Raw genomic sequence first — 20,866 nt, forward strand, 5'->3', positions numbered from 1 at the left:
AGCGCCCGCCTCCTATCGGATGAGAATGAGGCCGTCCCGGTCCTCCACCGGGCCGTAGTCGGGGATGGGATTTCCGGAGAGATTCAGATAGGTGAGCCCAGTCAGGCCGGAGAGGGGGGTGAGGTCGCTGACGCTGTTGCCGGAGAGGTCCAGCCGGGTGAGATTCGTGAGCCCCGCCAGGGGGGTGAGGTCGGACACCCCGCAGTCGGAGAGGTCCAGCTCCTCCAGCCAGGTGAGACCGGCCAGAGGCTCCACAAAGGCGGAGGCGGGTCCGGCCTCATAGCTCCAGTAGAGGTCGCCGGGGCCCGGCGGGGTGTCCACCATGTCCCGGAAGCCGGACAGGTCCAGCCGCCGCAGCTGCGTAAGCCCGGACAGGAGGGAGAAGTCGGTCCCCTCCGCGTCCACCTCCGAGAGGTCCAGCACCTGGAGGGTGGGGATAGTGAGCACCAGGTCCAGAGGGCCGTACACCGAGTGGCCCCCCAGGTCCAGCTCCTCCAGGGGAAGGCCCCGGAGACCGCTCAGCCCCACCAGGGCGGTGTCGTAGATGGCGTAAAAGCTGGTCTCCCCACGCAGGTCCAGCTTCCTCAGGTGGGTGAGCCCCCCAAGGGCGGAGAGGTCGGTCTCGCTGCGGGTGAAGTAGAGGGTGAGCTCCTCCAGGTTGGAAAGGGACAACAGATAGCTCAGATCCTTGGTGGAGAGGAGCTCCAGGGAGGTGAGAGCGGTGAGGGCGGCCATGTCCGCCTGGCTCTCGAAGGTCTCGTCGCTCTCCAGCACCAGACGGGTGAGGTGGGTGAGCCCGCCCAGCTCGGGCACCTGCTCCACCTCGTCATTGCTGGTAAAGGTGAGGGAGGTGAGCCCGGTAAGGCCCCCCAGGAAGGCGGTGTTGGTGACCCCGGTGTCGACCACCGACAGCTCCTTGAGGCCGGTGAGCCCGGCGATGGGGGAGAGGTCGGTGACGGCCTGCCCCGTCAGGGAGAGGCTGGTGAGCTGGCTCATCTGGGCCAGGGAGGCCACGCTGGTGAGTCCGTCGTTGTCCACCAGAGTCAGGGAGGTGAGTCCCTTCAGGGCGGGCAGCACCGAGAGGTCGGTGAGGTCGGTGTTGGTGAGGTTCAGCGACTTCAGGCTGGTCAGGGCGTCCACCCCCGCCAGGGAGGTAAGGGGGCTGTTGAGAATGGTCAGCTCCTCCAGACCCGTCAGGCTGGCGAGGGGGGTGAGGTCGGTGAGGGTGCCGCTGCCGGTGGCGAGGGCGGTGAGGCGGGGCAGCAGCAGCTCCTCGGCGTCCACCCGCTTCTCCCGCACCTCCAGCCCCAGCAGCCCCTGGAAGCAGAAGAGGCCCAGGCCGTCCGAGAGGTCGCCCCCCTCCACCTGGAAGGTGACGGCCCCGGCGTCGGTACCGGCGGGGTCATAGCCGATGGCCACCGTCCGGCCCCCGGAGAGGGGGTCCTCACTGCCCACAGAGAGGTAGGTGATGTCCTGGAGGTCGGCCAGGGTGATGAGGCCGGCGCTCTTGCCCAGCAGCAGCTCCAGGGCCTGCCGCAGGGGGGAGCCGGGCATGAGGACATCCAAGGTGGTGTCGGCCACCTGGGGGAAGAGGGCGGCCTCCCCGGACAGGGCGTCGCTCAGCAGAGCCAGCCGCACGGCCTGGATCTCCTGGCCATAGCTCCGGAAGGTCTCCATGCACCAGCTGCCCGTCTCCTCCCCGGGCGCCTGCTCCACCATCAGATAGGCGTAGTTCCAGGCCAGCTCCGTCCGGTTCTGCTCCAGATAGCTGGCGATGACCACCTCATAGGCGTCTGTGTCGGCGGTTTCGTCCTGAATGGCCGCCAGGGCGGACTCCAGCTTCCCCTGGCTGCCGCCTCCGCCGGCGCTCAGCAGCGCCGTCACTACCCAGCCCGCGCCCAGCAGGGCCAGCAGCAGGAGCAGCAGCACCCCGGCGCGTCCCCGGCGGGACGCCTGGGGCGCTTGGGCCGCCGCCGGAGCCGGCGGCGGCGCAGGCAGGGGGCTGCCGCAGGAGGGGCAGTAGCGCTCCCCGGCATCCACGATCGACTGGCAGTATTCACATTTTACCGTTGCCTTCATCCCGACACCTCAATATGTAGCATCCGAAATTTCCTGCAGAGCTTCCAGAAAATGCGTGGAGACTGCCTCAGACCCGGACGAAATACCGCACGCCCTCCCGGATCACGATGTCCATGCGGCCCATATCCACCAGGTACTCCGCCATGGCGTCGATGTTCCGGGCGTAGAGGGCGGCCTTCTCCACGTGGGTGGTGAGGAGCTGCTTCTTCCGGTAGTAGGCCAGGCACAGCTGGTCCATGCTCACCGCCTCCGGCGCCAGGGACAGCAGGTCTTCGCACAGCCGGTCCAGAGCCGCCAGGTTGGCGTCCACCAGACCGGGCAGGTCCTCCGTCACCCCCTGGTGGGCCACCACGCACACCTCACAGGGCGTGCGCCGTAGCTTCTCCATGCTCTGCCGGGCCTCCTCGTGGAGGGCGTGATAGGGCAGCTTGGCGCTCTCCAGCACCTGCCCGGCCATGAGGGCGTCGGCGGTGTAGAGGACTCCGTCGGGGGTGACGGTGCAGATGTGGTCGGGGGTGTGGCCGGGGGTGTGGACCACCTGGAAGGGCACCGAACAGAACTCCATGATCCCGTCCCGGGTGCCCACCGTCTCGTCCACAGGCCCCAGCAGGTGGCCGTTCCGGGCCTCCAGGCTCCGGGGGGTGAAGGCGTTATACACCGCCTTATACATGATGAGGCTGGCGCTGAGGGCGGCCTCGCCCAGGGGCAGGCAGACCTTGGCCCCGTACCGCTTGCGCAGATAGCTGTTGTTGCCGGCGTGGTCCACATGGGCGTGGGAGCAGAACACGCCCAGAGGCGTCAGCCCCACCCCCTCCAGGGCGGCGGTGAGGGCCTCCCCCTCAAAGGCGTGGCCGCTGTCCAGCAGGACGCACTTGTCCCCCGGCAGGCGCACCAGAGGGATGAGCTCCGCCCCCACCAGGCACCAGGTATCTCCCTTGATCTGTCTCAGCTCCACGCCGCTTCGCTCCTTTCGATCCAGGCACTGCCCAGCACCACGTCGCCGTCATAAAAGACGGCCAACTGGCCCGGTGTGGGCGCCCGGGCGGGCTCCGTCAGACGGACCTCCACCCGCTCCCCGGCCCCGGGCAGGAGGACGGCGGGGGTCTCAGTCCGGGAGTGGCGCAGCCGCACCGTCACCTCCATGGGGCCGTCCAGACCGTCCACGGCAATCCAGTTGGGCCGCACGCAGATCACCTGCCGGGCCATGAGGTCGCTGCCGTCGGAGAGGGTGACGGTGTTGCGGACGGGGTCGATGGCGGTGACATAGTATCGGTGGGGGCCGGACACCCCCAGCCCCCGGCCCTGGCCGATGGTGTAGTGGTGGTAGCCCTTGTGACGGCCCAGCACGTTGCCGTCCCTGTCGATAAAATCGCCCGGCGGCGGGGTCTCCCCCCGGCGGTCCAGCCAGGCGGCGTAATCCCCGTCGGGGATGAAGCAGATCTCCATGGAGTCGGGCTTCTGGGCCACGGACAGGCCCAGCTCGGCCGCCATGGCCCGGACCTGGGTCTTCTCATAGGGGCCCAGGGGGAAGACCACCCGGCGGAGGATGGTCTGGGTCAGCCGGGAGAGCATATAGGACTGGTCGTTGGCCGGCATGCCCTTGCGCAGCAGCACCCGGCCGTCGGGGCCGGGGGTGACCCGGGCGTAGTGACCGGTGGCCACGTACTGGGCCCCCTCCGCCTCGGCCACGTTGATGAGGGAGGGGAATTTCACCAGGGGATTGCACCGGGCGCAGGGGAGGGGGGTCCGACCCGCCAGATACTCCCGCTGGAAGTCGGCGCAGACAAAGTGCTCCAGCTGCTCCCGGATATCCACCGTCCGGAAGGGGAGGGACAGGCTGTCCGCCAGGGCGGCGGCGGAGTCCCCGCCCCCCAGACCGATATCCAGAAAGACACAGATGACGTCGTAGTTTTCCCGGAGCAGGGCGGCGGACACGGCGGAGTCCACCCCGCCGGACAGGCCCAGGATCAGTTTTGGCTTCATAGTTACCTCCATGTGAAAAGGGGGTGGGTAGGGGCGGATATCATTCGCCCAAAAGCCTTCCCCTGGGGGTCTGACTGTCCGGTGGACAGTCAGAAGAAATCACTTCTTCCTTGACCCGTGGTGGCATTTGCGGAGCAAATGACGGATGAGGGGGAGACTTGCAGCGTGGTTTGCGCTTCTGTCAAGGTACCTCTTGTTGTGGGGGCGGCGCTAAACCACATGTAAAAATGGGGCCCCCGCGCGAGCCCAGCGCAGCGGGTCGCGTGGGGAGAGGACGAGCAAGGAAGCGGAGTGAGAAATGCCCGACAGGGCGTTTTGAACGGTGCGGACTTTGCGAGGACGACAAAACCTGTTTCTTTTTCCCGCAGGAAAAAGAAATGGTTTTTGGAATCCAAAGAAAAAGGGGCTCCCAAAGGGGTTGAGTGGCTCCAAATAGGAATCCGGCGGCCCGTCTTTACGCCCCCATTGAGCACCGGCACCAGCACCGTCCACAGGTGACTCCGCCGGTGGAACAGCGAAAACCTGTGGTCCTATCCCACATTTTTTCGCCGCCTGCGTGGGCGGGTGTCGGGGCGTGGCGGCGCTGACTGGAATTTTCTTTGTTGTAACGTGGGATGGTTTTGGGTGGCGTCCCATTGACCTTCCCCCCCACAGGGGGGAAGGTTTTTGGGCAGTCGATTGTCGCCCGTTTACCCGTTCCGGTGCTCCAGCCAGATCATCAGGGCGGCAACGTCCGCCGGACTGACGCCGGAGATGCGGCTGGCCTGACCCAGGCTCAGGGGGCGGATCTGCTGGAGCTTCTGGCGGGCCTCCAGGCGCAGCACCGAAATCTCCATATAATCAAGGTCCGGGGGCAGGGGGCGGGTCTCCAGCTTGCGCATCTCCTCCACCTGCCGCTGCTGCCGGGCGATGTACCCCTCGTATTTGAGGGCGATCTCCACCTGCTCGGTGACCTCCGACCGCAGGTGGGGCCGGTCGGGGTCGAAGGGAGCCAGGTCTGCGTAGCCCACCCGGGGCCGCCGCAGCAGGTCGGCCAGCCGGGCGCCGTCCCGGGCGGGGGACTCCCCATGCTCCGTGAGCATGGCGCCCAGGGCCTCCGAGGGGGCCACCCCGGTGCTCATGAGCCGCTTGACCTCCTTGTCCACGGCGGCGTACTTCTCCAGCACCCGCCGGTAGCGCTCGTCGGAGACCAGGCCGATCTCGTGGCCCACCGGGCACAGCCGCCGGTCGGCGTTGTCCTGGCGGCAGAGGAGCCGGTACTCCGTCCGGGAGGTCATCATGCGGTAGGGCTCGTTGGTGCCCTTGGTCACCAGGTCGTCGATGAGCACGCCGATATAGCCCTGGTCCCGGGTAAGCACCATGGGGGGGCGGCCCAGCAACTTCAATGCGGCGTTCACCCCCGCCACGAAGCCCTGGACGGCGGCCTCCTCATAGCCGGAGGAGCCGTTGAACTGCCCCGCGCCGTAGAGGCCGGGCACCTTGATGTGCTCCAGGGTGGGGTAGAGTTCGGTGGGGTCGCAGCAGTCGTACTCGATGGCGTAGGCGCACCGGGTCATCTCGGCCTCCTCCAGGCCGGGGATGGTGTGGAGCATCTCCACCTGGACCTCCTCGGGGAGGGAGGAGGAGAAGCCCTGTATATAGAGCTCCTCCGTGTCCAGCCCCATGGGCTCGATGAAGAGCTGGTGCCGGGGCTTGTCGGCGAAGCGGACCACCTTGTCCTCGATGGAGGGGCAGTACCGGGGGCCTACCCCCTCGATGACCCCGGAGAAGAGGGGGGAGCGATTCAGATTCCGGCGGATGACGTCGTGGGTGGCCTCGTTGGTATAGGTGAGGTAGCACACCGCCCGGTTTTCCGGCGGGGTCTCCGTCTCGAAGGAGAAGGGGACCACCGTCTCGTCGCCGGGCTGGAGCTCCATTTTGGAAAAGTCCACGCTGCGGCGGTTCACCCGGGGGGGCGTCCCCGTCTTGAACCGGCGCAGGCTCACCCCCAGACTTTGCAGGCTCTGGGTGAGGGGGAGGGCGGCGGCCAGGCCGTCTGGCCCGGAGTCCCGGGTGACCTCCCCCACGATGGTGCGCCCTCCCAGGTAGGTGCCGGTACACACCACGGCGGCCCGCACTGTATAGACGGCGCCGGTGGCCGTTTTGACCCCGGAGACGGCGCCTTTTTCGTCGGTGAGGACGGCCACCACCTCGGCCTGCTTCACCCACAGGTTCTCCTGGAGCTCCAGGGTGTGCTTCATGATCTTCTGGTACTCCCGGCGGTCGGCCTGGGCCCGGAGGGACCACACGGCGGGACCCTTGCCCTTGTTGAGGACCCGGTACTGGATGCAGGCCTTGTCCGCCGCCCGGGCCATCTCACCGCCCAGGGCGTCCAGCTCCCGGACCAGGTGGCCCTTGCCGGTGCCGCCGATGGCCGGGTTGCAGGGCATGTTGCCCACGGCGTCCAGATTCACCGTGAAGCACAGGGTCTTCAGCCCCAGCCGGGCGGCGGCCAGAGCCGCCTCGATGCCCGCGTGGCCGGCGCCGATGACCGCGATATCATATTCTCCCGCGAAATAGTCCATGGATGGGTCGGAGCTCCTTTTTGTGGGGATTGGGGAATTTTGGGGCAGTTCGTTCTCACGAGCGCCCCTCATCCGCCCCTGCGGGGCACCTTCTCCCCTGGGGGGAGAAGGTTTTCAGAATAAGCGGGCCCCTGACCTTCCCCCTGGAAGGGGGAAGGTGGCATTTGCGAAGCAAATGACGGATGAGGGTGGGTTTCGGGCGTGGTTTGGCGTGCGCCACAATATAAATAGTGCCGTGGGCGCGTCTAGGAAGCCGCGCCCCACAAAATCAGGTGGCACCGGGGGATCGCCGCCGCCGGAGGGTGGCGGTTCCTCAGTCGTGCTCGATGTAATAGGGCTTCATAAGGCTGGGCTGCTCGGTGGAGTCCTTCACCGCCCCGCTCTTCATGGGCATCACGGGCCGGCCGCCCCGGGGTCCGTGGCCCCGGTCGTGGCGGCGCTTGGACTGGGCCTTAGGCGCGGGGGCCGCCTTGGCCGGCTGGGCCTGGCGCACCTTCTTCTGAGTCTGGCTCTCGGGGGCGGCGCTCTCTCCGCCCTTCTTTTTCTTCTTCCGGCGGTGGGAGCGGCTCTGGCCCTCCTCCCCCTTCACCGGCTCCGGCTTGGCCGGGGCCTTGCGGGGGGCCAGCAGACGGGCGGTGGCGTCCATGATGTGGTCGGAGGACAGGGGGTCGGGCCGGTAGAAGTCGTGGTACTCCTCCCGCTCGGGGCCGGTGCTCCGCTCGGGCAGCACCGCGTCCAGCACGCCGGGACCCTCCGCCTTCTTCCAGCGGGGCTCCCGCTTCTTCTTGGGGGCAGGGGCGGGAGCGGCGGCCTGGGCCGCCTGGGCGGCCGCCTTCTGCCGCTTCTTCTCCTCGGCCGCCGCCTTGTTGGCGGCGTCCCGGGCCCGGCGGCGCTCCTTGGCGGCGGCACGGGCCTCGGCGTCCTCGGCGTTCACCGTGCGGCCCCTGGCGTCCTTGGCCACCTCAAAAACCTGCATGGGCCAGGGGTGGCCCCCCAGCACCGGGATGGACCGGCCGATGAGCTTCTCGATGCCCTTTAAATACTCCTTCTCAGCGAAGTCGCAGAAGGAGAAGGCGGTGCCGCCGTGGCCCGCCCGACCGGTACGGCCGATGCGGTGGACGTAGGTCTCGGGCACCTCGGGCAGGTTGTAATTGAAGACGTGGGAGAGCTCCTCGATGTCGATGCCCCGGGCGGCGATGTCGGTGGCCACCAGGCACTTCACCCGCCCAGCCTTGAAGTCGGAGAGGGCCTGCTGCCGGGCGGTCTGGGACTTGTTTCCGTGGATGGCGGCGGCGGAGATGCCCGCCTTGTTGAGGTCGGCGGCCACCTTGTTGGCGCCGTGCTTGGTGCGGGTAAAGACCAGGGCGTTCTTCACGCCCAGGGTGTCCACCAGCCAGGCCAGCAGCTTGGACTTGTTGCCCTTGTCCACGAAGCACACCTTCTGGTCGATGACCTCCACCGGGGAGGACACCGGGTCCACCTCCACCTTGGCGGGGTCGTGGAGGAGGGCATCCACCAGCTCCATGACCTCGGGGGGCATGGTGGCGGAGAAGAAGAGGGTCTGCTTCTTCTCGGGGAGCAGCTTGAGCACCCGGCGCACGTCGTGGATGAAGCCCATGTCCAGCATGCGGTCGGCCTCGTCCAGGACGAAGATCTCCACCCGGCTCAGGTCCAAAAGGCCCTGACCCTGGAGGTCCAGCAGACGGCCGGGAGTGGCCACCAGGATGTCCACACCCTTTTTCAGCCGGTCCACCTGGGGCTGCTGCCCCACGCCGCCGAAGATGACGGTGGAGCGCAGGGGCAGGTTCCGGCCGTAGGCGGCAAAGCACTCCTGGATCTGGAGGGCAAGCTCCCGGGTGGGGGTGAGGACAAGGGCGCGGATATAGCGGGGCCCCACCACCACGTCGGCGTTGAGCCGCTGGAGGATGGGGGTGGCGAAGGCACAGGTCTTGCCCGTGCCGGTCTGGGCGCAGCCCAGCACGTCCCGGCCCTTCAGGGCGGGGGGGATGGCCTGGCGCTGGATGGGGGTGGGCTGGTCGTAGCCCTGGGCGGCAAGGGCCTTCAGAATGGGGGAGATGAGCCCTAATTCCTTAAAATCCATATGGTTGTCGTTCCTTCTCTTCGATTTTTGTTCCAAAAACGGGAAAATGCGTGTTTGCACGCGTGAGAGCGCCCTTATTTCAGGGCACGTAATACCTGCTCCACCGTCTCCTCCAGGGTCTGCCGGTCCACCGCCACGGTGAGGTCGGCGTACTTCCGGTAGAGGGGAGCGCGGTAGTCGTAGATGTGGGCCAGGGTCTCGCCCGGGGCCATGGCGATGCCCCGGGTGCTGATGTTGTGGAGCCTGCGCTCCAGCTCCTCAAGCGGCAGCTGCAAATAGACGATACGGCCCAGTCCCTTCAGGTGCTCCATGGCCCCGTCCCGGCACACCACGCTCCCCCCCGTGGCGATCACCGTCCGGTCACAGTCCACCGAGCCGATGGCGGCAGCCTCCCGGTCCAGGAAGTCCTCCACCCCCAGCTCATCCACCAGGTCCTGGAGGAGACGCCCCTCCCGCTCCTGGATCACCAGATCCGTATCCAAAAACGCGTAGCCCAGGGTCTTGGCCAGGAGCACGCCCACGGTGCTCTTGCCCGCCCCGGGCATGCCGATGAGTATGATATTGTTCATGTGCTACCTCTCTAGTCTCTCAGAAAAGTCAAAAACATATCAGGATATTATACCAAAAAAATGCCGCCGTGGCAACCATCGTCCACGGCGGCAGGGGTTTATTTCAACTTTTGTGCTCAGTTCTTGGCAATCTCAATGACCACGGGGGGATTCTGCTCGTCGCCCAGGGTGCCGGTGTACACCACGGTCACCTCGTCGCCCTCGCTGATGTCGTCCACCTTCAGGTCCTTGGCGAAGTCAAAGACCTGGTAGTCGTCGCCCACCACCAGCACCAGGTAGTCCTCCAGCTTGTTGACCACACCGGAGACGGCGTGCTCCTCCTCGTTGGGCGTGCCGGTCTCGGCGGGAGCGGTCTCGTCCACGGGGGTGGTCTCATCCACGGGGGCGGTGGTGGCGGTCACGGGAGCGGTGGTCTCCACCGGGGCGGTGGTGGCGGGGGCGGGGCTCTCCTTGGCAGTCTTGCCGCAGGCGGCCAGGCTCAGGGCCATGACGCCCACCAGCAGAATAGAAGCAGCACGTTTCATAACTTTGTTTCCTCCTTAAATCGGTCCGTTGGTTGGAGCGGGAGAGGTCGGCCCTCCCGCGTGAAAGAAACGATACCACAACTTTCTTAAGAAAAAAGGTGGAGAATTCTTACGTTCTTCTTGTGTCTCCTGGTCCCTTCCAGGGTTGGAAAAAAATTTTTTTAAATCTGAATGGATGGGACCGCCCACGGCGTATTAGAGACAGAAGGGCAAAACGCCCACCCGGAAAAGGAGGTCTTTTGTATGAAAAAGGCATTGGCAGGACTGTTGATTTTTGGTATGGTAAGTGCAGCGATGGTGGTGCCCGCCGCGGCGGCGGGCTGGCACGGCGGCGGCAACGGCGGCTGTCACCGGACCTGGGCGGCCACTCAGACGGCCACCTGCCCCTGGCCGGGGGAGGACTGTCCCTGGGATGGCCAGTGCGGCGGCTGGTGTGCCTCCGGCCTGGCCTGCACCGACCCGGAGAACTGTCCCTGGGACGGACAGTACGGCAGCTGGTGCACCTCCGGTCTCACCCAGTGGGACCCGGAGGACTGCCCCTGGAGCGGCCAGTGCCCCAACGGCGGCGTCTGTGACGGCACCGGATGGGCCCGGCACCACGGCTGACATTGAGGTCAATGGGGTGAGGATATGCGAAGTGAGGAGGAGGTGGCCCGGGCCATGGACACCTACGCCGACCTGGTGCAGCGGCTGTGTCTGGTCCGGCTGAAGAGCCGTGAGGACACCGAGGACATCTTCCAGACCGTCTTTCTCAAGTATCTCCAGCATACCAAACCCTTTGAAAACGCCGAGCACGAGAAGGCCTGGTTCATCCAGGTCACCCTGAACGCCTGCCGGGACCTGCTGCGGTTCTGGGCCAGGCACGCCACCGTGCCCCTGGAGGAGCTCACCGCCCAGGCCGCCCCGGAGCCCCGGGACCGGTCGGTGCTGGAGGCGGTGCTCTCCCTGCCCCAGAAATACCGGGACGCGGTGTACCTCCACTACTACGAGGGCTACTCCGCCCCCGAGATCGGGGACCTGCTGGGCAGGAACACCAATACCGTCTATACCCTCCTCACCAGGGCCCGGGCCCTGCTGCGGGAGAAGCTGGGAGGTGAGGAGGATGGATGAGCGCATCCGGCAGGCCTTTGACGCCGTCCGGGCCGACGAGGACCTGAAGCAAAAGACCCTGGACGCCCTGGAGCGGCGGACCTGTCCCGCTCCCCGGCGGCGGCCCATGGCGGCGGCCTTTGCCGCCCTGGCCCTGGTGGTGCTCACCGCCGCCGGCGGCCTGGCCTATGCCACCCCCGCCGCCGCCGTCAGCGTGGACGCCGACGCCTCGGTGGAGCTGGCCGTCAACGCCTTTGGCCGGGTGGTGGGCGTGCGGTGCTACGACGAGGCCACCCAAGCCCTGGTGGACGCCACCCCCGTCCTCCACCACGACTGGACCCAGGCCGCCGCCGCCCTCTCCGACGCCCTCTCCGAGACCGACGGGGCCACCGTCACCGTCTCCGCCGACAGCGGCCACTGTGAGCGGCTCCTCTCCGACGGCGGGGCGGCCGGCCTCACCTGCTACGCCCTGGACCCGGAGACCGCCCAGGCCGCCCGGGACGCCGGGCTCTCCCTGGGCAAGTACCGGGCCTACCTGGCCCTCTCCGCCCTGGACCCCACCGTCACCCAGGCCGACGCCGGGGAGATGACCATGGGGGAGATCCAGCAGTCCATCGACGCCTGTGAGGGCCACGGCTATGGCCAGGGCCAGCAGGGGAGCGGACAGGGCAGCGGCCAGAGCCAGACCACCGGGGAGACCACCTCCGCCGGTCAGGGCTATGGCGCCGGTCAGGGTGCCGGCGGCCACCACGGACAGGGTCACGGGTACGGTCACGAGTAGGGCTCAACCGGCACCCCGGCACCACACCGCACATTTTTCTTTGTTTTAATGGAGGAACGGCCTCCGGCGGCCTACTTTCGAGTGGCCGAAAGTAGGCAAAGGCCAGTCGGGAAGGGGGGGGATGGTCGTCGACCCAAAGTCCGCTCCCCTCTCTTTCCGCCTAAAGGCGAAAAGTCGGTTCGCTCCCTTGTGTCTCCTCCTCCCAACACGACCCACTCCGTTGGGCTCGTGTTGGATACCCCTCTCCTTGACAATCCTCCCCTTAAAACGACCAAACACAGGGAAAAGGGGACCCAAATCGAGCCCAGCGAAGCGGGTCCATTTGGAAGAGGAGGGGCAAGGGAGCTCAGCGAGACCTGGCCGTCAGGCCGGGGTGAGCGGTGCCACGCCCCGACACCCACCCGCGCAGGCGGCGAAAAAAGTGGAGATAGGACCACAGCTTGCCCCTGTTCCAACCAGGTAGTCTACCGTAGACGGAGCTGGACCTCAACGGGGGCGTAAAGCCAGGCCGCCGGATTCCTATTTGGAGCCACCTAACCCGCTTAGAAGCCCCTTTTTCTTTGGATTCCAAAAACCGTTCTTTTTCCAGCAGGGAAGCGAAACGGGTTTTGACCGTTCCCTTAAGGACCACTTAACGCCCCCTCATCCGTCATGGCCGCAGGCCATGACACCTCCCCCCCCTCAGGGGGGGAAGGTTTTATATGGCGCGCCGAGGTCGTCGCGCCCCACAAACAGCACAGTACCATGGGCGCGTCTGGGAAGCCGCGCCCCACGAATTAAGCAGTCCCACATTGGCGTGGCGGGCGGATGATATCCGCCCCTACCCTAATCCCAGCGGCGTGGTTTGGTGCGCCCCAGGATAAAAAGACAAAAACCGCCCCGCGTACTGCCAGACGGCAGGGCGCGGGGCGGTCTGCTGTTATTGCTTTCTGTAAGGGCTCTGGCTGAGTTCGGCCTCCCGGGCGCGGAGAAGCTTGGGGAACCGCCAGAAGAAGAGGCTGCCGGTAACGATGGCGGCCAGGATGTCGGCGGCGGGCTCGGCCAGAAAGACGGCCAGCACCTTGTTCTCCAGGAAGTGGGGCAGAATGAAGATGAGAGGGATGAGGAGAATGACCTTCCGCAGCAGGGCCAGGAAGAGGGAAATCTTGGCCTGACCCAGGGCCACAAAGGTCTGCTGGCAGGAGTTCTGGATGCCCAGCATGAACATGCCGGCGGCGTACACCCGCAGGGTCCACAGGGCGATCTCCACCAGCTCCGGCTTGTCGTTGAACATGGCCACGAACATGCCGGGGAAGAGCTCGATGGCCAGGCAGGAGAGGGTGCTGAAGGTGAGGGCGCAGATGAAGAGGAGCCGGAAGGCCTTCTTCACCCGGTCCAGGTTGCCGGCGCCGTAGTTGTAGCCCACGATGGGCTGGGCCCCCTGGGAGAGACCCTGGAAGAGGAGGTAGAACACCTGCATGATGGAGGAGCAGATGGTCATGGCTCCCACCGCCGGGTCGCCGCCGTAGGCCTTCAGGGAGGAGTTGAAGGCAATGTTCACCAGACTCTCGGTGGACTGCATGATGAAGGGGGAGATGCCCAGGGCCAGCACCGGCGAGAGCACCTTCCAGTTGAGCCGGGCAAACCGGCGCTGGAGCCGCAGCTTGGTGCGCTTACCCAGCAGGAAGCACACCACCCACACCGCCGACACTCCCTGGGCGGTGATGGTGGCCAGGGCGGCGCCCTTCACCCCCATGCCAAAGCCGAAGATGAACACCGGGTCCAGCACAATGTTGATGACGGCGCCGATGAGCACCGTGGCCATGCCCACGGTGGAGAAGCCCTGGGCGGTGATGAAGAAGTTGAGGCCCAGGGAGAGCTCCACAAAGATGGTGCCCCAGAGGTAGATGGTGAGGTAGTCCAGGGCGTAGCCGATGGTGTTGTCGGTGGCGCCGAAGAGGTAGAGCATGGGCTCCTTGATGCCCTGGAACACCAGGGTGAAGATCACCGACAGGATGACCAACAGGGTGGCGCAGCTGCCCAGGATGGCGTTGGCCCCCTCCTGGTCCCCGGAGCCCATGCGCACCACCGCTCGGGAGCCGCCGCCCATGCCCACCAGGGCCGAGAGGGCGGAGACGAACATCAGCACCGGGAAGCAGATGCCCAGTCCGGTGAGGGCCAGGTCGCCTACCCCCTCAATGTGGCCGATGTACATCCGGTCCACGATATTATAGAGGGCGTTGACCAGCTGGGCCGTCACCGTGGGTACCGCCAGCCGGAACAGCAGCTTCCCTACCGGGTCCCGGCCCAGATCATTTTCCCGTTTTTCCTTGCGCACCGCGCAGCAGCTCCTTTCCGTGTCTCCCGGCCCCGCCGGGTCAGTTGGGTTCCTCGTTCTCCAAAAAGTAGGTTGCCTCCATGTCGGCCACGCTCAGGGCAAAGGCCAGGGGGTACTGCTGGAAGGCCTGGCCCACCAGCCGCTTGTCCTCGTCCCCGGAAAAGCCCATGTGCCACCGGATGGCCATGGCCTCCTCCCGCTTGAGCTTCATGAAGCCGGAAATGATGTACACCGACTTCTCCCCGTGGCCGTAGGGCAGCTTATCCTCATAATAAAAGGTGGGCACCGCCTGCCACTTGCCGTCGGGGCCCTTCACGTTCCGGGTCCCCTGGCGGTAACAGCCGATCTTGCACAGGTCGTGGAGCAGCGCCGCCACCGCCACGCTCTCGGCGCTCGCCTCCACCCCGTAGAGCTCCTGCACCCGCTCCCGGGCCAGGTACTCCGTGAGGCAGTGGTAGACGTTGACGCTGTGGTCGCACAGCCCCCCCTCATAGGCCCCGTGGTACTTGGCCGAGGCGGGGGAGGTGAAGAAGTCCGACTTGTGCTCCAGGTAGTCCAGCAGGGCGTCGGCCCCCTCCCGGTGGATGTTGGCGGTGTAGATCTCAATGAATTCTTCCTTGGCGGACATAAAATACCTCCTGAAAGCCTTAAACCAGGCCTGAAATCGTCTGGGCAGCCACGGCAAAGAGGGGCAGCGTGATGACCGAGAGCAGGGTGGTGAGGGTGACCAGTTGGGCGGCGGTGGCGGTGTCCCGGCCGAAGCGCTGGGCAAACATGCCGGTGGCTCCCGCGGTGGGCACCGCACACAAAATGACGCAGGCGCAGTAGGACATGGCGGGCAGATGGAGGGGGATGAGCAGCACCAGGGGGATGAGGGGGGCGATGAGCAGCCGCACCGCCGCCGCGCCGTAGAGCTTCCGGCTGGTGAAGCTCACCTTCAGGTCGGCCCCCGCCATCTGGGCGCCGATGACCACCATGGCCAGAGGGGTATTGAGGTCGGCCATGAAGCCGATAGCGTTGTCCACCATGGCGGGGGGCCGCAGGCCGGAGAAGAAGAGGAAGCCGCCGATGACGGTGCCCACAGTGGCGGGATTGATGAGGATGGCCCGGGGGCCCACTTTGCCGCCCATGGTCTTGGCGCCCTGGGTCCACAGCAGGAAGTTGAAGGCCACGGCGGAGACCACCCCGAAGATCATGGCCTCCTGGCCCAGAATGGCGTAGACCAGGGGGAGGCCCATAAAGCCGTTGTTGCCATAGGTCATGCCGAAGCGGAGGGGGGCCTTCCGGTCGGGCTCCTCGTCGCGGAAGCACAGCTGGGCCACCGCCATCCCCAGCAGGGTGGAGGCGGCGTACACCACAAAAAAGACCCCCAGGGTCTCCACCATGCCCGGCACACGGTCCACCTCAAAGGCGTTAATCATCAGGCAGGGAGTGACCACGTAGAGGACCAGGGTGGACATCTGGGAGACGCCGTCGGTGTGGAGCTTGCCCAGCTGGGCCATGACGAAGCCCACGCCCATAAGCAAAAATAGGGTGACCACCTGACTGGCCACCACGAAAAAGTTTCCAATAAACTCCATTTCTTCGATCCTCCGCCCTCATTTTCATACGGAGTTTATTATATATGACACGGCTCTCCCTGTAAAGGGCGGCGAGGTTGACAAAATCCCGAAAACGGGCATATACTGATTCTTACCTTTAAAGGAAAAGATACGCGAGAGAGGACGGCAAATATGACGCCTAAACAGATGCGGCGCAGCGGCTACCTGCGCATTTTCACCTCCTATTACAAGCCACACCTGGCCATCTTCCTCCTGGACATGGCCTGCGCCCTGGGCATCTGCCTGGTGGACCTGATGTTCCCCACGGTGACCCGCCAGGTGCTGGAGACCACCCTTCCCCAGGGCCTCTACCGCACCTTCTTCCTGGTCATGGCCGCCCTGGTGGCGGCCTACCTCCTCAAGGCGGTGTTTACCTACATCGTCACCTACTGGGGACACCTGCTGGGCGTGCGCATCGAGGCCGACATCCGCTCCGACCTCTTTTCCCACATGCAGGATCTCTCCTTCTCCTTCTACGACAAGAACCGCACCGGCCAGCTCATGAGCCGGGTCACCGGCGACCTCTTTGAGATCACCGAGCTGGCCCACCACGGCCCCGAGGACCTCTTCATCTCCACCGTCACCCTGCTGGGCGCCTTCTGCATCATGCTCACCATCCGCTGGGAGCTGGCCCTAATCGTCTTTGCCGTGGTGCCCCTCTTCCTCCTCTTCACCATCCTCCAGCGCCGGCGCATGAGCCAGGCCTCCCTGGAGGTGAAAAAGAAGCTGGCCGGCATCAACGGCGAGCTGGAGTCCTCCCTCTCCGGCATGCGCACCGCCAAGGCCTTCGCCAACGAAAACGCCGAGATCACCAAGTTCGAAAGCTCCAACGACCAGTTCCGCAGCGCCAAGCGGGGCTATTACCAGGCCATGGCCACCTACCACTCCGGCATGGAGCTGGCCATGGGCATCATGCCCGTGCTGGTCATCGCCGCCGGCGGCTTCTTTCTCATGAAGGGGAGCATGGACTATATCGACATCCTCACCTTCTCCCTCTACGTCACCACCTTTATCACCCCCATCCGCAAGCTCTCCGCCTTTGTGGAGCAGTTCATGCAGGGCATGGCCGGCTTCAAGCGCTTTGTGGAGCTCATGCGCCTGGAGCCCGACATCACCGACGCCCCCGACGCCCAGAGCGTGGACCACGTTACCGGCGACATCCAGGTGGACGATGTCACCTTCCGCTACGAAAGTGACGGCGAGGACGTCCTCTCCCATGTCTCCCTCCACGTCAAGCCCGGGGAGACGGTGGCGGTGGTGGGCCCCTCCGGCGGGGGCAAGTCCACCCTGTGCCAGCTCATCCCCCGGTTCTACGACGTCACTAATGGGGCCATCCGCATCGACGGCCGGGACGTCCGCAAGCTGAAACAGCACGACCTGCGGGAGCACATCGGCATCGTCCAGCAGGACGTCTTTCTCTTCGCCGGCACCATCTATGACAACATCGCCTACGGCCGCCCCGACGCCACCGCCGAGGAGGTGGCCGAGGCCGCCAAAAAGGCGGAGATCTACGACGACATCATGGAGATGCCCGACGGCTTCCAGACCTACGTGGGGGAGCGGGGCGTCATGCTCTCCGGCGGCCAGAAGCAGCGGGTGAGCATCGCCCGCATCTTCCTCAAGGACCCCGCCATCCTCATTCTGGATGAGGCCACCTCCGCCCTGGACAGCGTCACCGAGCACAAGATCCAGTCCGCCTTCGACGAGCTGGCCAAGGGCCGCACCACCCTCATCATCGCCCACCGGCTCTCTACCATCCGCTCCGCCGGGCGCATCATCGTCATCGACGACAACCACATTGCCGAGGAGGGCACCCACCAGGAGCTCATGGACAAAAACGGCGAGTACGCCGCCCTCTGGCGGGCGCAGCAGTCGGTATCGTCGTAACGTCTGCTCTTCTGGGGAAGGTGTCTGTCCGAAGGACAGACGGATGAGGGGGAGCCTTGCGGCGTGGTATTACGTCTCATTTCTTTGCCTTTCTGTTACGTGAAAGGACGGGAGAGACGGTTCAAAACCCGTTTCTTTTTCCCTGCTGGAAAAAGAACGGTTTTTGGAATCCAAAGAAAAAGGGGCTTCTAAGCGGGTTAGGTGGCTCCAAATAGGAATCCGGCGGCCCGGCTTTACGCCCCCATAGAGGTTCAACCCCGTCCACAGTGGACTACCTGGTTGGAACAGGGACAAGCCGTGGTTCTATCTCCACTTTTTTCGCCGCCTGCGTGGGTGGGTATCGGGACGTGGTGGCGCTGCCTGGTATTCCCTCTATTGTGGGATGGGGTTTCGTCTCTCTTACCTATTCACTCTTCACTTTTCCCTATTACTTTTCTTTGTGGGGCGCGGCTTCCCAGACGCACCCCCGGCACCACGCCACTTGTGGGGCGCGACGACTCGGCGCACCACGGTACCGCCTTTCAAGTTCGTCATTCTGAGGCGAAGCCGAAGAATCCGTCTCCAGACGCCTCAGAATCTATACGCAATGTTATTCCCAATTAAAATATTACCCTTTTAACAGCAAAGGAGCATTCCTATGGCAGAAGAAAAGACCAACGTCATGCGCGTTTTAGACCAGAAGAAGATCCCCTATACCCCCCACAGCTACCCCCACAACGAGGGGGAGGCGGTGGACGGCGCCACCGTGGCTGTCCTCATCGGCCGGGACCCGGGGGAGGTCTACAAGACCCTGGTAACCCGGGGGGCCTCCAAGGCCAATTATGTTTTCGTGGTGCCCGTCCTGGCCGAGCTGGACCTCAAAAAGGCGGCCAAGACCGTGGGGGAGAAGTCCATCGAGCTCATCCACGTCAAGGAGCTCACCCCCCTCACCGGCTACGTCCGGGGCGGCTGCTCCCCCATCGGCATGAAGAAGCGGTTCAAAACCGTCATCGACACCACCGCCCAGGACCACGCCGCCATTCTGGTGAGCGCCGGCAAGATCGGCCGCCAGGTGGAGCTCTCCCCCGACGCCCTGGTGGGGCTCATCGGCGGCCGCTATGCCGACGTGGTGAAGGCCGATGAATAAGACGGAGCTCCTCACCAAGCTCTCCGCCGACGCCGACGAGCGGCTGGTGCTGGCCCGGGTCATGGACAAGCTGGAGTTCACCCAGAACCGCTCCGTCCCCGCCCACACCTTCTTCCTCACCCTGGCCCAGCAGGAGGCGGCGGAACGGCTCATCGCCGCCTGCGGCCACCCGGCCCACCTCTTCTGGGGCGGCTGGGAAAAGGCCGAGCGGAAGCTGGTGGCCTTCCTGCCCGACTGGATGGAGCCGGAGGACTTCACCGCCAGCGAGGACGCCCCCATCACCGCCCTCACCCTCACCCCATCCGGCGGCGAAAAGCTGACCCACCGGGACTACCTGGGGGCCATTCTGGGCCTGGGCCTTACCCGGGAGAAGATCGGCGACCTGCTGGTGGGGGAGGGGATCTGTCAGATCCTCCTCCTGCGGGAGGTGGAGCACGTGCTCCTCACCCAACTGGACCAGGTGGGCCGGGCCAGGGTGAAGGTGACGGCCTGCCCCCTCTCGGAGCTTCAGCCCCCGGAGCAGAAGACCAAAACCATCCGGGACACGGTGGCCGCCCTGCGGCTGGACGCCGTGGCCGCCACCGGCTTTTCCCTCTCCCGGAGCAAGATGGCCAGCCTTATCTCGTCGGGCAAGCTCACCCTCAACGGCCGGGAGTGCGACAAGCCCGACCGGCTGGTGGAGGCCGGAGATGTGCTCAGCTGCCGGGGCCTGGGCAAGTGCGTGCTCACGGAGGTGTCCGGCACCTCCAAGAAGGGCCGCATCATGATCGTGATGGAACGCTATTTATAAAGGAGGACTGCCCCATGGAGCAGCACAAAATCGACCGCATCAACGAGCTGGCCCGGAAGGCCAAGGCCGACGGCCTCACCCTGGAGGAGGAGGCCGAGCGGGAGGGCCTGCGGGCTGAGTACCGGGCCGCCATCCGCGCCAGCCTCACCGCCCACCTGGACAACACCTATATCATGGACGAGAAGGGCAACAAGACCAAGCTGAAGAAGAAAGAATAACGTCTGTCCTTTTTCTTGTTCTTTTTCTTGAAAGAAAAAGAACAAAAAAGAACTTTGATCTTTCATTTTTGGAGAACTAAGGGGACATCGGGCGGAAGCCAAAACAAGCTCTGCCCTACCAACCCACCCTCATCCGTCATGGCCACAGGCCATGACACCTTCCCCCTGGAAGGGGGAAGGTTTTGCGTTATCCGTTTCCCAAACCTTCCCCCCTAAGGGGGGAAGGTGCCCCAGTGCGCACACTGGGACGGATGAGGGGGCGCCGGACCACGGTCCTCCCCCCGTGAAAGGAGTGCTTTGGAATGAAAGTCACCGCGCTGATTGAGAACACCACCCCCGACGCCGGCCTGCGCTGTGAGCACGGTCTGGCCCTCTACATCGAACAGGACGGGTGGCGCTGCCTGCTGGACGCCGGAGCCTCCGCCGCCGGTCTGGAAAACGCCCCCGATCTGGGGGTGGACCTGTCCAAAGCCGACGCCGCCGTCCTCTCCCACGGCCACTATGACCACTCCGGCGGTTTCCCCGCCTTTTTCGCCTGCAACGACCACGCACCCCTCTACCTGCGGCCCCAGGCGGTGGAGGAGAGCTGGCAGGTCCGCAAGGACGGGGAGCAGAAGTACCTGGGAGTGCCCCTGGCCCTGCGGGAGCAGCGGGACCGTCTGCGCTTCATCACAGACCCAACGGAGATCCACCCCGGGGTGTGGCTCCTGCCCCACACCACCCCCGGCCTGGAGAAGCGGGGGGAGAAGGTGGCCATGTACCGCCAGGGCCCCGACGGCCTCCATCCCGACGACTTCGCCCACGAGCAGACCATGGTGGTGGTCCACGGGGAGGAGCTGGCCGTCTTTAGCAGCTGTTCCCACGCCGGGGCGGATACCGTGGTGGAGGAGGTCCAGGCCGCCTTCCCCGGGAAATCGGTCCGGGCCTTTTTCGGCGGCTTCCACCTCATGGGGGCCGGTGGGGCAACCACCCTGGGCGTGCGGCCCGAAAAAGCCCAGGCCCTGGGGGAGCGGCTGTTGGCGCTGGACGTCCAGGAGATCTGGACCGGCCACTGCACCGGCCGTCCCGCCTTCGACCTTCTGGTCCCCATTCTAGGGGACCGCCTCCACTACCTGGCCACCGGCACCGTGGTCACCCTCTGGGAGAACTAAACACACAAAAGGGGCCCGTCGCAGAATCGAAAGATTCTGCGGCGGGCTTTTTTCTGCCCATGGAGATAATTATGAAGGAAATTGCC

General features: G+C 65.3%; 18 protein-coding genes. 8 read left to right on the forward strand and 10 right to left on the reverse strand.

Going from position 1 to position 20,866, the window contains the following annotated elements; all coding sequences use genetic code 11:
* Positions 1–12: 12 nt before the first annotated feature.
* From Q0K15_RS02735 to Q0K15_RS02765, 7 genes are all read right to left on the reverse strand, one after another.
* Entirely contained in the window at positions 13–2,079 is a 2,067-nt protein-coding gene (locus Q0K15_RS02735) for a leucine-rich repeat domain-containing protein (protein ID WP_294511791.1), read from the reverse strand.
* A 67-nt stretch (positions 2,080–2,146) separates the two neighbouring features.
* On the reverse strand, positions 2,147–3,034 hold the full coding sequence (locus Q0K15_RS02740; RefSeq protein ID WP_294511793.1) for an MBL fold metallo-hydrolase: 888 nt from the start codon (positions 3,032–3,034) through the stop codon (positions 2,147–2,149).
* Positions 3,025–4,062, reverse strand: a complete 1,038-nt coding sequence (mnmA, locus tag Q0K15_RS02745; protein ID WP_294511795.1) for a tRNA 2-thiouridine(34) synthase MnmA — start codon at positions 4,060–4,062, stop codon at positions 3,025–3,027. The genes Q0K15_RS02740 and mnmA overlap by 10 nt, the downstream gene beginning before the upstream one ends.
* A gap of 689 nt (positions 4,063–4,751) precedes the next feature.
* The gene (mnmG, locus tag Q0K15_RS02750; RefSeq protein ID WP_294511797.1) at positions 4,752–6,626 is read right to left on the reverse strand and encodes a tRNA uridine-5-carboxymethylaminomethyl(34) synthesis enzyme MnmG; all 1,875 of its coding nucleotides are present in this window, start codon (positions 6,624–6,626) and stop codon (positions 4,752–4,754) included.
* 313 nt (positions 6,627–6,939) lie between these two features.
* Complete coding sequence (locus Q0K15_RS02755; protein WP_294511800.1) at positions 6,940–8,727, reverse strand: DEAD/DEAH box helicase; 1,788 nt, start codon at positions 8,725–8,727, stop codon at positions 6,940–6,942.
* Positions 8,728–8,801: 74 nt separating this feature from the next.
* The gene (locus tag Q0K15_RS02760) at positions 8,802–9,296 is read right to left on the reverse strand and encodes a shikimate kinase (protein ID WP_294511802.1); all 495 of its coding nucleotides are present in this window, start codon (positions 9,294–9,296) and stop codon (positions 8,802–8,804) included.
* Between the two features lie 116 nt (positions 9,297–9,412).
* Positions 9,413–9,820 (reverse strand): hypothetical protein, encoded by a 408-nt coding sequence (locus Q0K15_RS02765; RefSeq protein WP_294511804.1) that lies wholly within the window; start codon positions 9,818–9,820, stop codon positions 9,413–9,415.
* Between the two features lie 243 nt (positions 9,821–10,063).
* On the opposite strand from Q0K15_RS02765, the gene Q0K15_RS02770 reads away from it, so the two are divergent.
* From Q0K15_RS02770 to Q0K15_RS02780, 3 genes are read left to right on the forward strand one after another with little or no spacing between them, the layout of a single operon-like run.
* Positions 10,064–10,426, forward strand: coding sequence for a hypothetical protein (locus Q0K15_RS02770; RefSeq protein WP_294511806.1), 363 nt, complete (start codon positions 10,064–10,066; stop codon positions 10,424–10,426).
* A gap of 24 nt (positions 10,427–10,450) precedes the next feature.
* A complete protein-coding gene (locus Q0K15_RS02775) occupies positions 10,451–10,930 on the forward strand; it encodes a sigma-70 family RNA polymerase sigma factor (protein ID WP_294511808.1) in 480 nt (159 codons plus the stop codon).
* Positions 10,923–11,690: a hypothetical protein gene (locus tag Q0K15_RS02780; protein WP_294511810.1), complete on the forward strand. Its 768-nt coding sequence runs from the start codon at positions 10,923–10,925 to the stop codon at positions 11,688–11,690. The genes Q0K15_RS02775 and Q0K15_RS02780 overlap by 8 nt, the downstream gene beginning before the upstream one ends.
* A 919-nt stretch (positions 11,691–12,609) precedes the next feature.
* Here the strand turns inward: Q0K15_RS02780 and Q0K15_RS02785 are convergent.
* Genes Q0K15_RS02785 through Q0K15_RS02795 form a run of 3 tightly spaced genes read right to left on the reverse strand, consistent with a single transcriptional unit; the run spans position 12,610 to position 15,587 of the window.
* Entirely contained in the window at positions 12,610–14,007 is a 1,398-nt protein-coding gene (locus Q0K15_RS02785; protein ID WP_294511812.1) for an MATE family efflux transporter, read from the reverse strand.
* A gap of 40 nt (positions 14,008–14,047) precedes the next feature.
* The gene (locus Q0K15_RS02790) at positions 14,048–14,635 is read right to left on the reverse strand and encodes an HD domain-containing protein (RefSeq protein WP_294511815.1); all 588 of its coding nucleotides are present in this window, start codon (positions 14,633–14,635) and stop codon (positions 14,048–14,050) included.
* A gap of 19 nt (positions 14,636–14,654) precedes the next feature.
* Entirely contained in the window at positions 14,655–15,587 is a 933-nt protein-coding gene (locus tag Q0K15_RS02795; protein WP_294511818.1) for an AEC family transporter, read from the reverse strand.
* A 153-nt stretch (positions 15,588–15,740) separates the two neighbouring features.
* Here Q0K15_RS02795 and Q0K15_RS02800 point away from each other — a divergent pair, with 153 nt between their 5' ends.
* The 5 genes from Q0K15_RS02800 to Q0K15_RS02820 all read left to right on the forward strand — a co-directional run bounded on the left by Q0K15_RS02800 (position 15,741) and on the right by Q0K15_RS02820 (position 20,780).
* Positions 15,741–17,495 (forward strand): ABC transporter ATP-binding protein, encoded by a 1,755-nt coding sequence (locus tag Q0K15_RS02800; protein ID WP_294511821.1) that lies wholly within the window; start codon positions 15,741–15,743, stop codon positions 17,493–17,495.
* A 637-nt stretch (positions 17,496–18,132) separates the two neighbouring features.
* The gene (ybaK, locus tag Q0K15_RS02805) at positions 18,133–18,621 is read left to right on the forward strand and encodes a Cys-tRNA(Pro) deacylase (RefSeq protein WP_294511824.1); all 489 of its coding nucleotides are present in this window, start codon (positions 18,133–18,135) and stop codon (positions 18,619–18,621) included.
* Complete coding sequence (locus Q0K15_RS02810) at positions 18,614–19,411, forward strand: YlmH/Sll1252 family protein (protein WP_294511827.1); 798 nt, start codon at positions 18,614–18,616, stop codon at positions 19,409–19,411. The genes ybaK and Q0K15_RS02810 overlap by 8 nt, the downstream gene beginning before the upstream one ends.
* A gap of 14 nt (positions 19,412–19,425) precedes the next feature.
* Positions 19,426–19,629 (forward strand): DUF896 domain-containing protein, encoded by a 204-nt coding sequence (locus tag Q0K15_RS02815; protein ID WP_294511830.1) that lies wholly within the window; start codon positions 19,426–19,428, stop codon positions 19,627–19,629.
* Between the two features lie 302 nt (positions 19,630–19,931).
* On the forward strand, positions 19,932–20,780 hold the full coding sequence (locus Q0K15_RS02820; RefSeq protein WP_294511834.1) for an MBL fold metallo-hydrolase: 849 nt from the start codon (positions 19,932–19,934) through the stop codon (positions 20,778–20,780).
* Positions 20,781–20,866 lie beyond the last annotated feature (86 nt).

The sequence above is a fragment of the uncultured Intestinimonas sp. genome (assembly GCF_944387245.1).
Taxonomy (GTDB): Bacteria; Bacillota; Clostridia; order Oscillospirales; family Oscillospiraceae; genus Intestinimonas.

Excerpts from the sequence above, each read along its gene's own strand:
- Q0K15_RS02735 (WP_294511791.1), bottom strand. The coding sequence starts at position 2,079 with ATGAAGGCAACGGTAAAATGTGAATACTGCCAGTCGATCGTGGATGCC.
- Q0K15_RS02800 (WP_294511821.1), top strand. The coding sequence starts at position 15,741 with ATGACGCCTAAACAGATGCGGCGCAGCGGCTACCTGCGCATTTTCACC.
- Q0K15_RS02815 (WP_294511830.1), top strand. The coding sequence starts at position 19,426 with ATGGAGCAGCACAAAATCGACCGCATCAACGAGCTGGCCCGGAAGGCC.
- Q0K15_RS02765 (WP_294511804.1), bottom strand. The coding sequence starts at position 9,820 with ATGAAACGTGCTGCTTCTATTCTGCTGGTGGGCGTCATGGCCCTGAGC.
- ybaK (WP_294511824.1), top strand. The coding sequence starts at position 18,133 with ATGGCAGAAGAAAAGACCAACGTCATGCGCGTTTTAGACCAGAAGAAG.
- Q0K15_RS02775 (WP_294511808.1), top strand. The coding sequence starts at position 10,451 with ATGCGAAGTGAGGAGGAGGTGGCCCGGGCCATGGACACCTACGCCGAC.
- Q0K15_RS02760 (WP_294511802.1), bottom strand. The coding sequence starts at position 9,296 with ATGAACAATATCATACTCATCGGCATGCCCGGGGCGGGCAAGAGCACC.
- Q0K15_RS02770 (WP_294511806.1), top strand. The coding sequence starts at position 10,064 with ATGAAAAAGGCATTGGCAGGACTGTTGATTTTTGGTATGGTAAGTGCA.
- Q0K15_RS02790 (WP_294511815.1), bottom strand. The coding sequence starts at position 14,635 with ATGTCCGCCAAGGAAGAATTCATTGAGATCTACACCGCCAACATCCAC.
- Q0K15_RS02780 (WP_294511810.1), top strand. The coding sequence starts at position 10,923 with ATGGATGAGCGCATCCGGCAGGCCTTTGACGCCGTCCGGGCCGACGAG.
- Q0K15_RS02820 (WP_294511834.1), top strand. The coding sequence starts at position 19,932 with ATGAAAGTCACCGCGCTGATTGAGAACACCACCCCCGACGCCGGCCTG.
- mnmG (WP_294511797.1), bottom strand. The coding sequence starts at position 6,626 with ATGGACTATTTCGCGGGAGAATATGATATCGCGGTCATCGGCGCCGGC.
- Q0K15_RS02810 (WP_294511827.1), top strand. The coding sequence starts at position 18,614 with ATGAATAAGACGGAGCTCCTCACCAAGCTCTCCGCCGACGCCGACGAG.
- mnmA (WP_294511795.1), bottom strand. The coding sequence starts at position 4,062 with ATGAAGCCAAAACTGATCCTGGGCCTGTCCGGCGGGGTGGACTCCGCC.
- Q0K15_RS02755 (WP_294511800.1), bottom strand. The coding sequence starts at position 8,727 with ATGGATTTTAAGGAATTAGGGCTCATCTCCCCCATTCTGAAGGCCCTT.
- Q0K15_RS02795 (WP_294511818.1), bottom strand. The coding sequence starts at position 15,587 with ATGGAGTTTATTGGAAACTTTTTCGTGGTGGCCAGTCAGGTGGTCACC.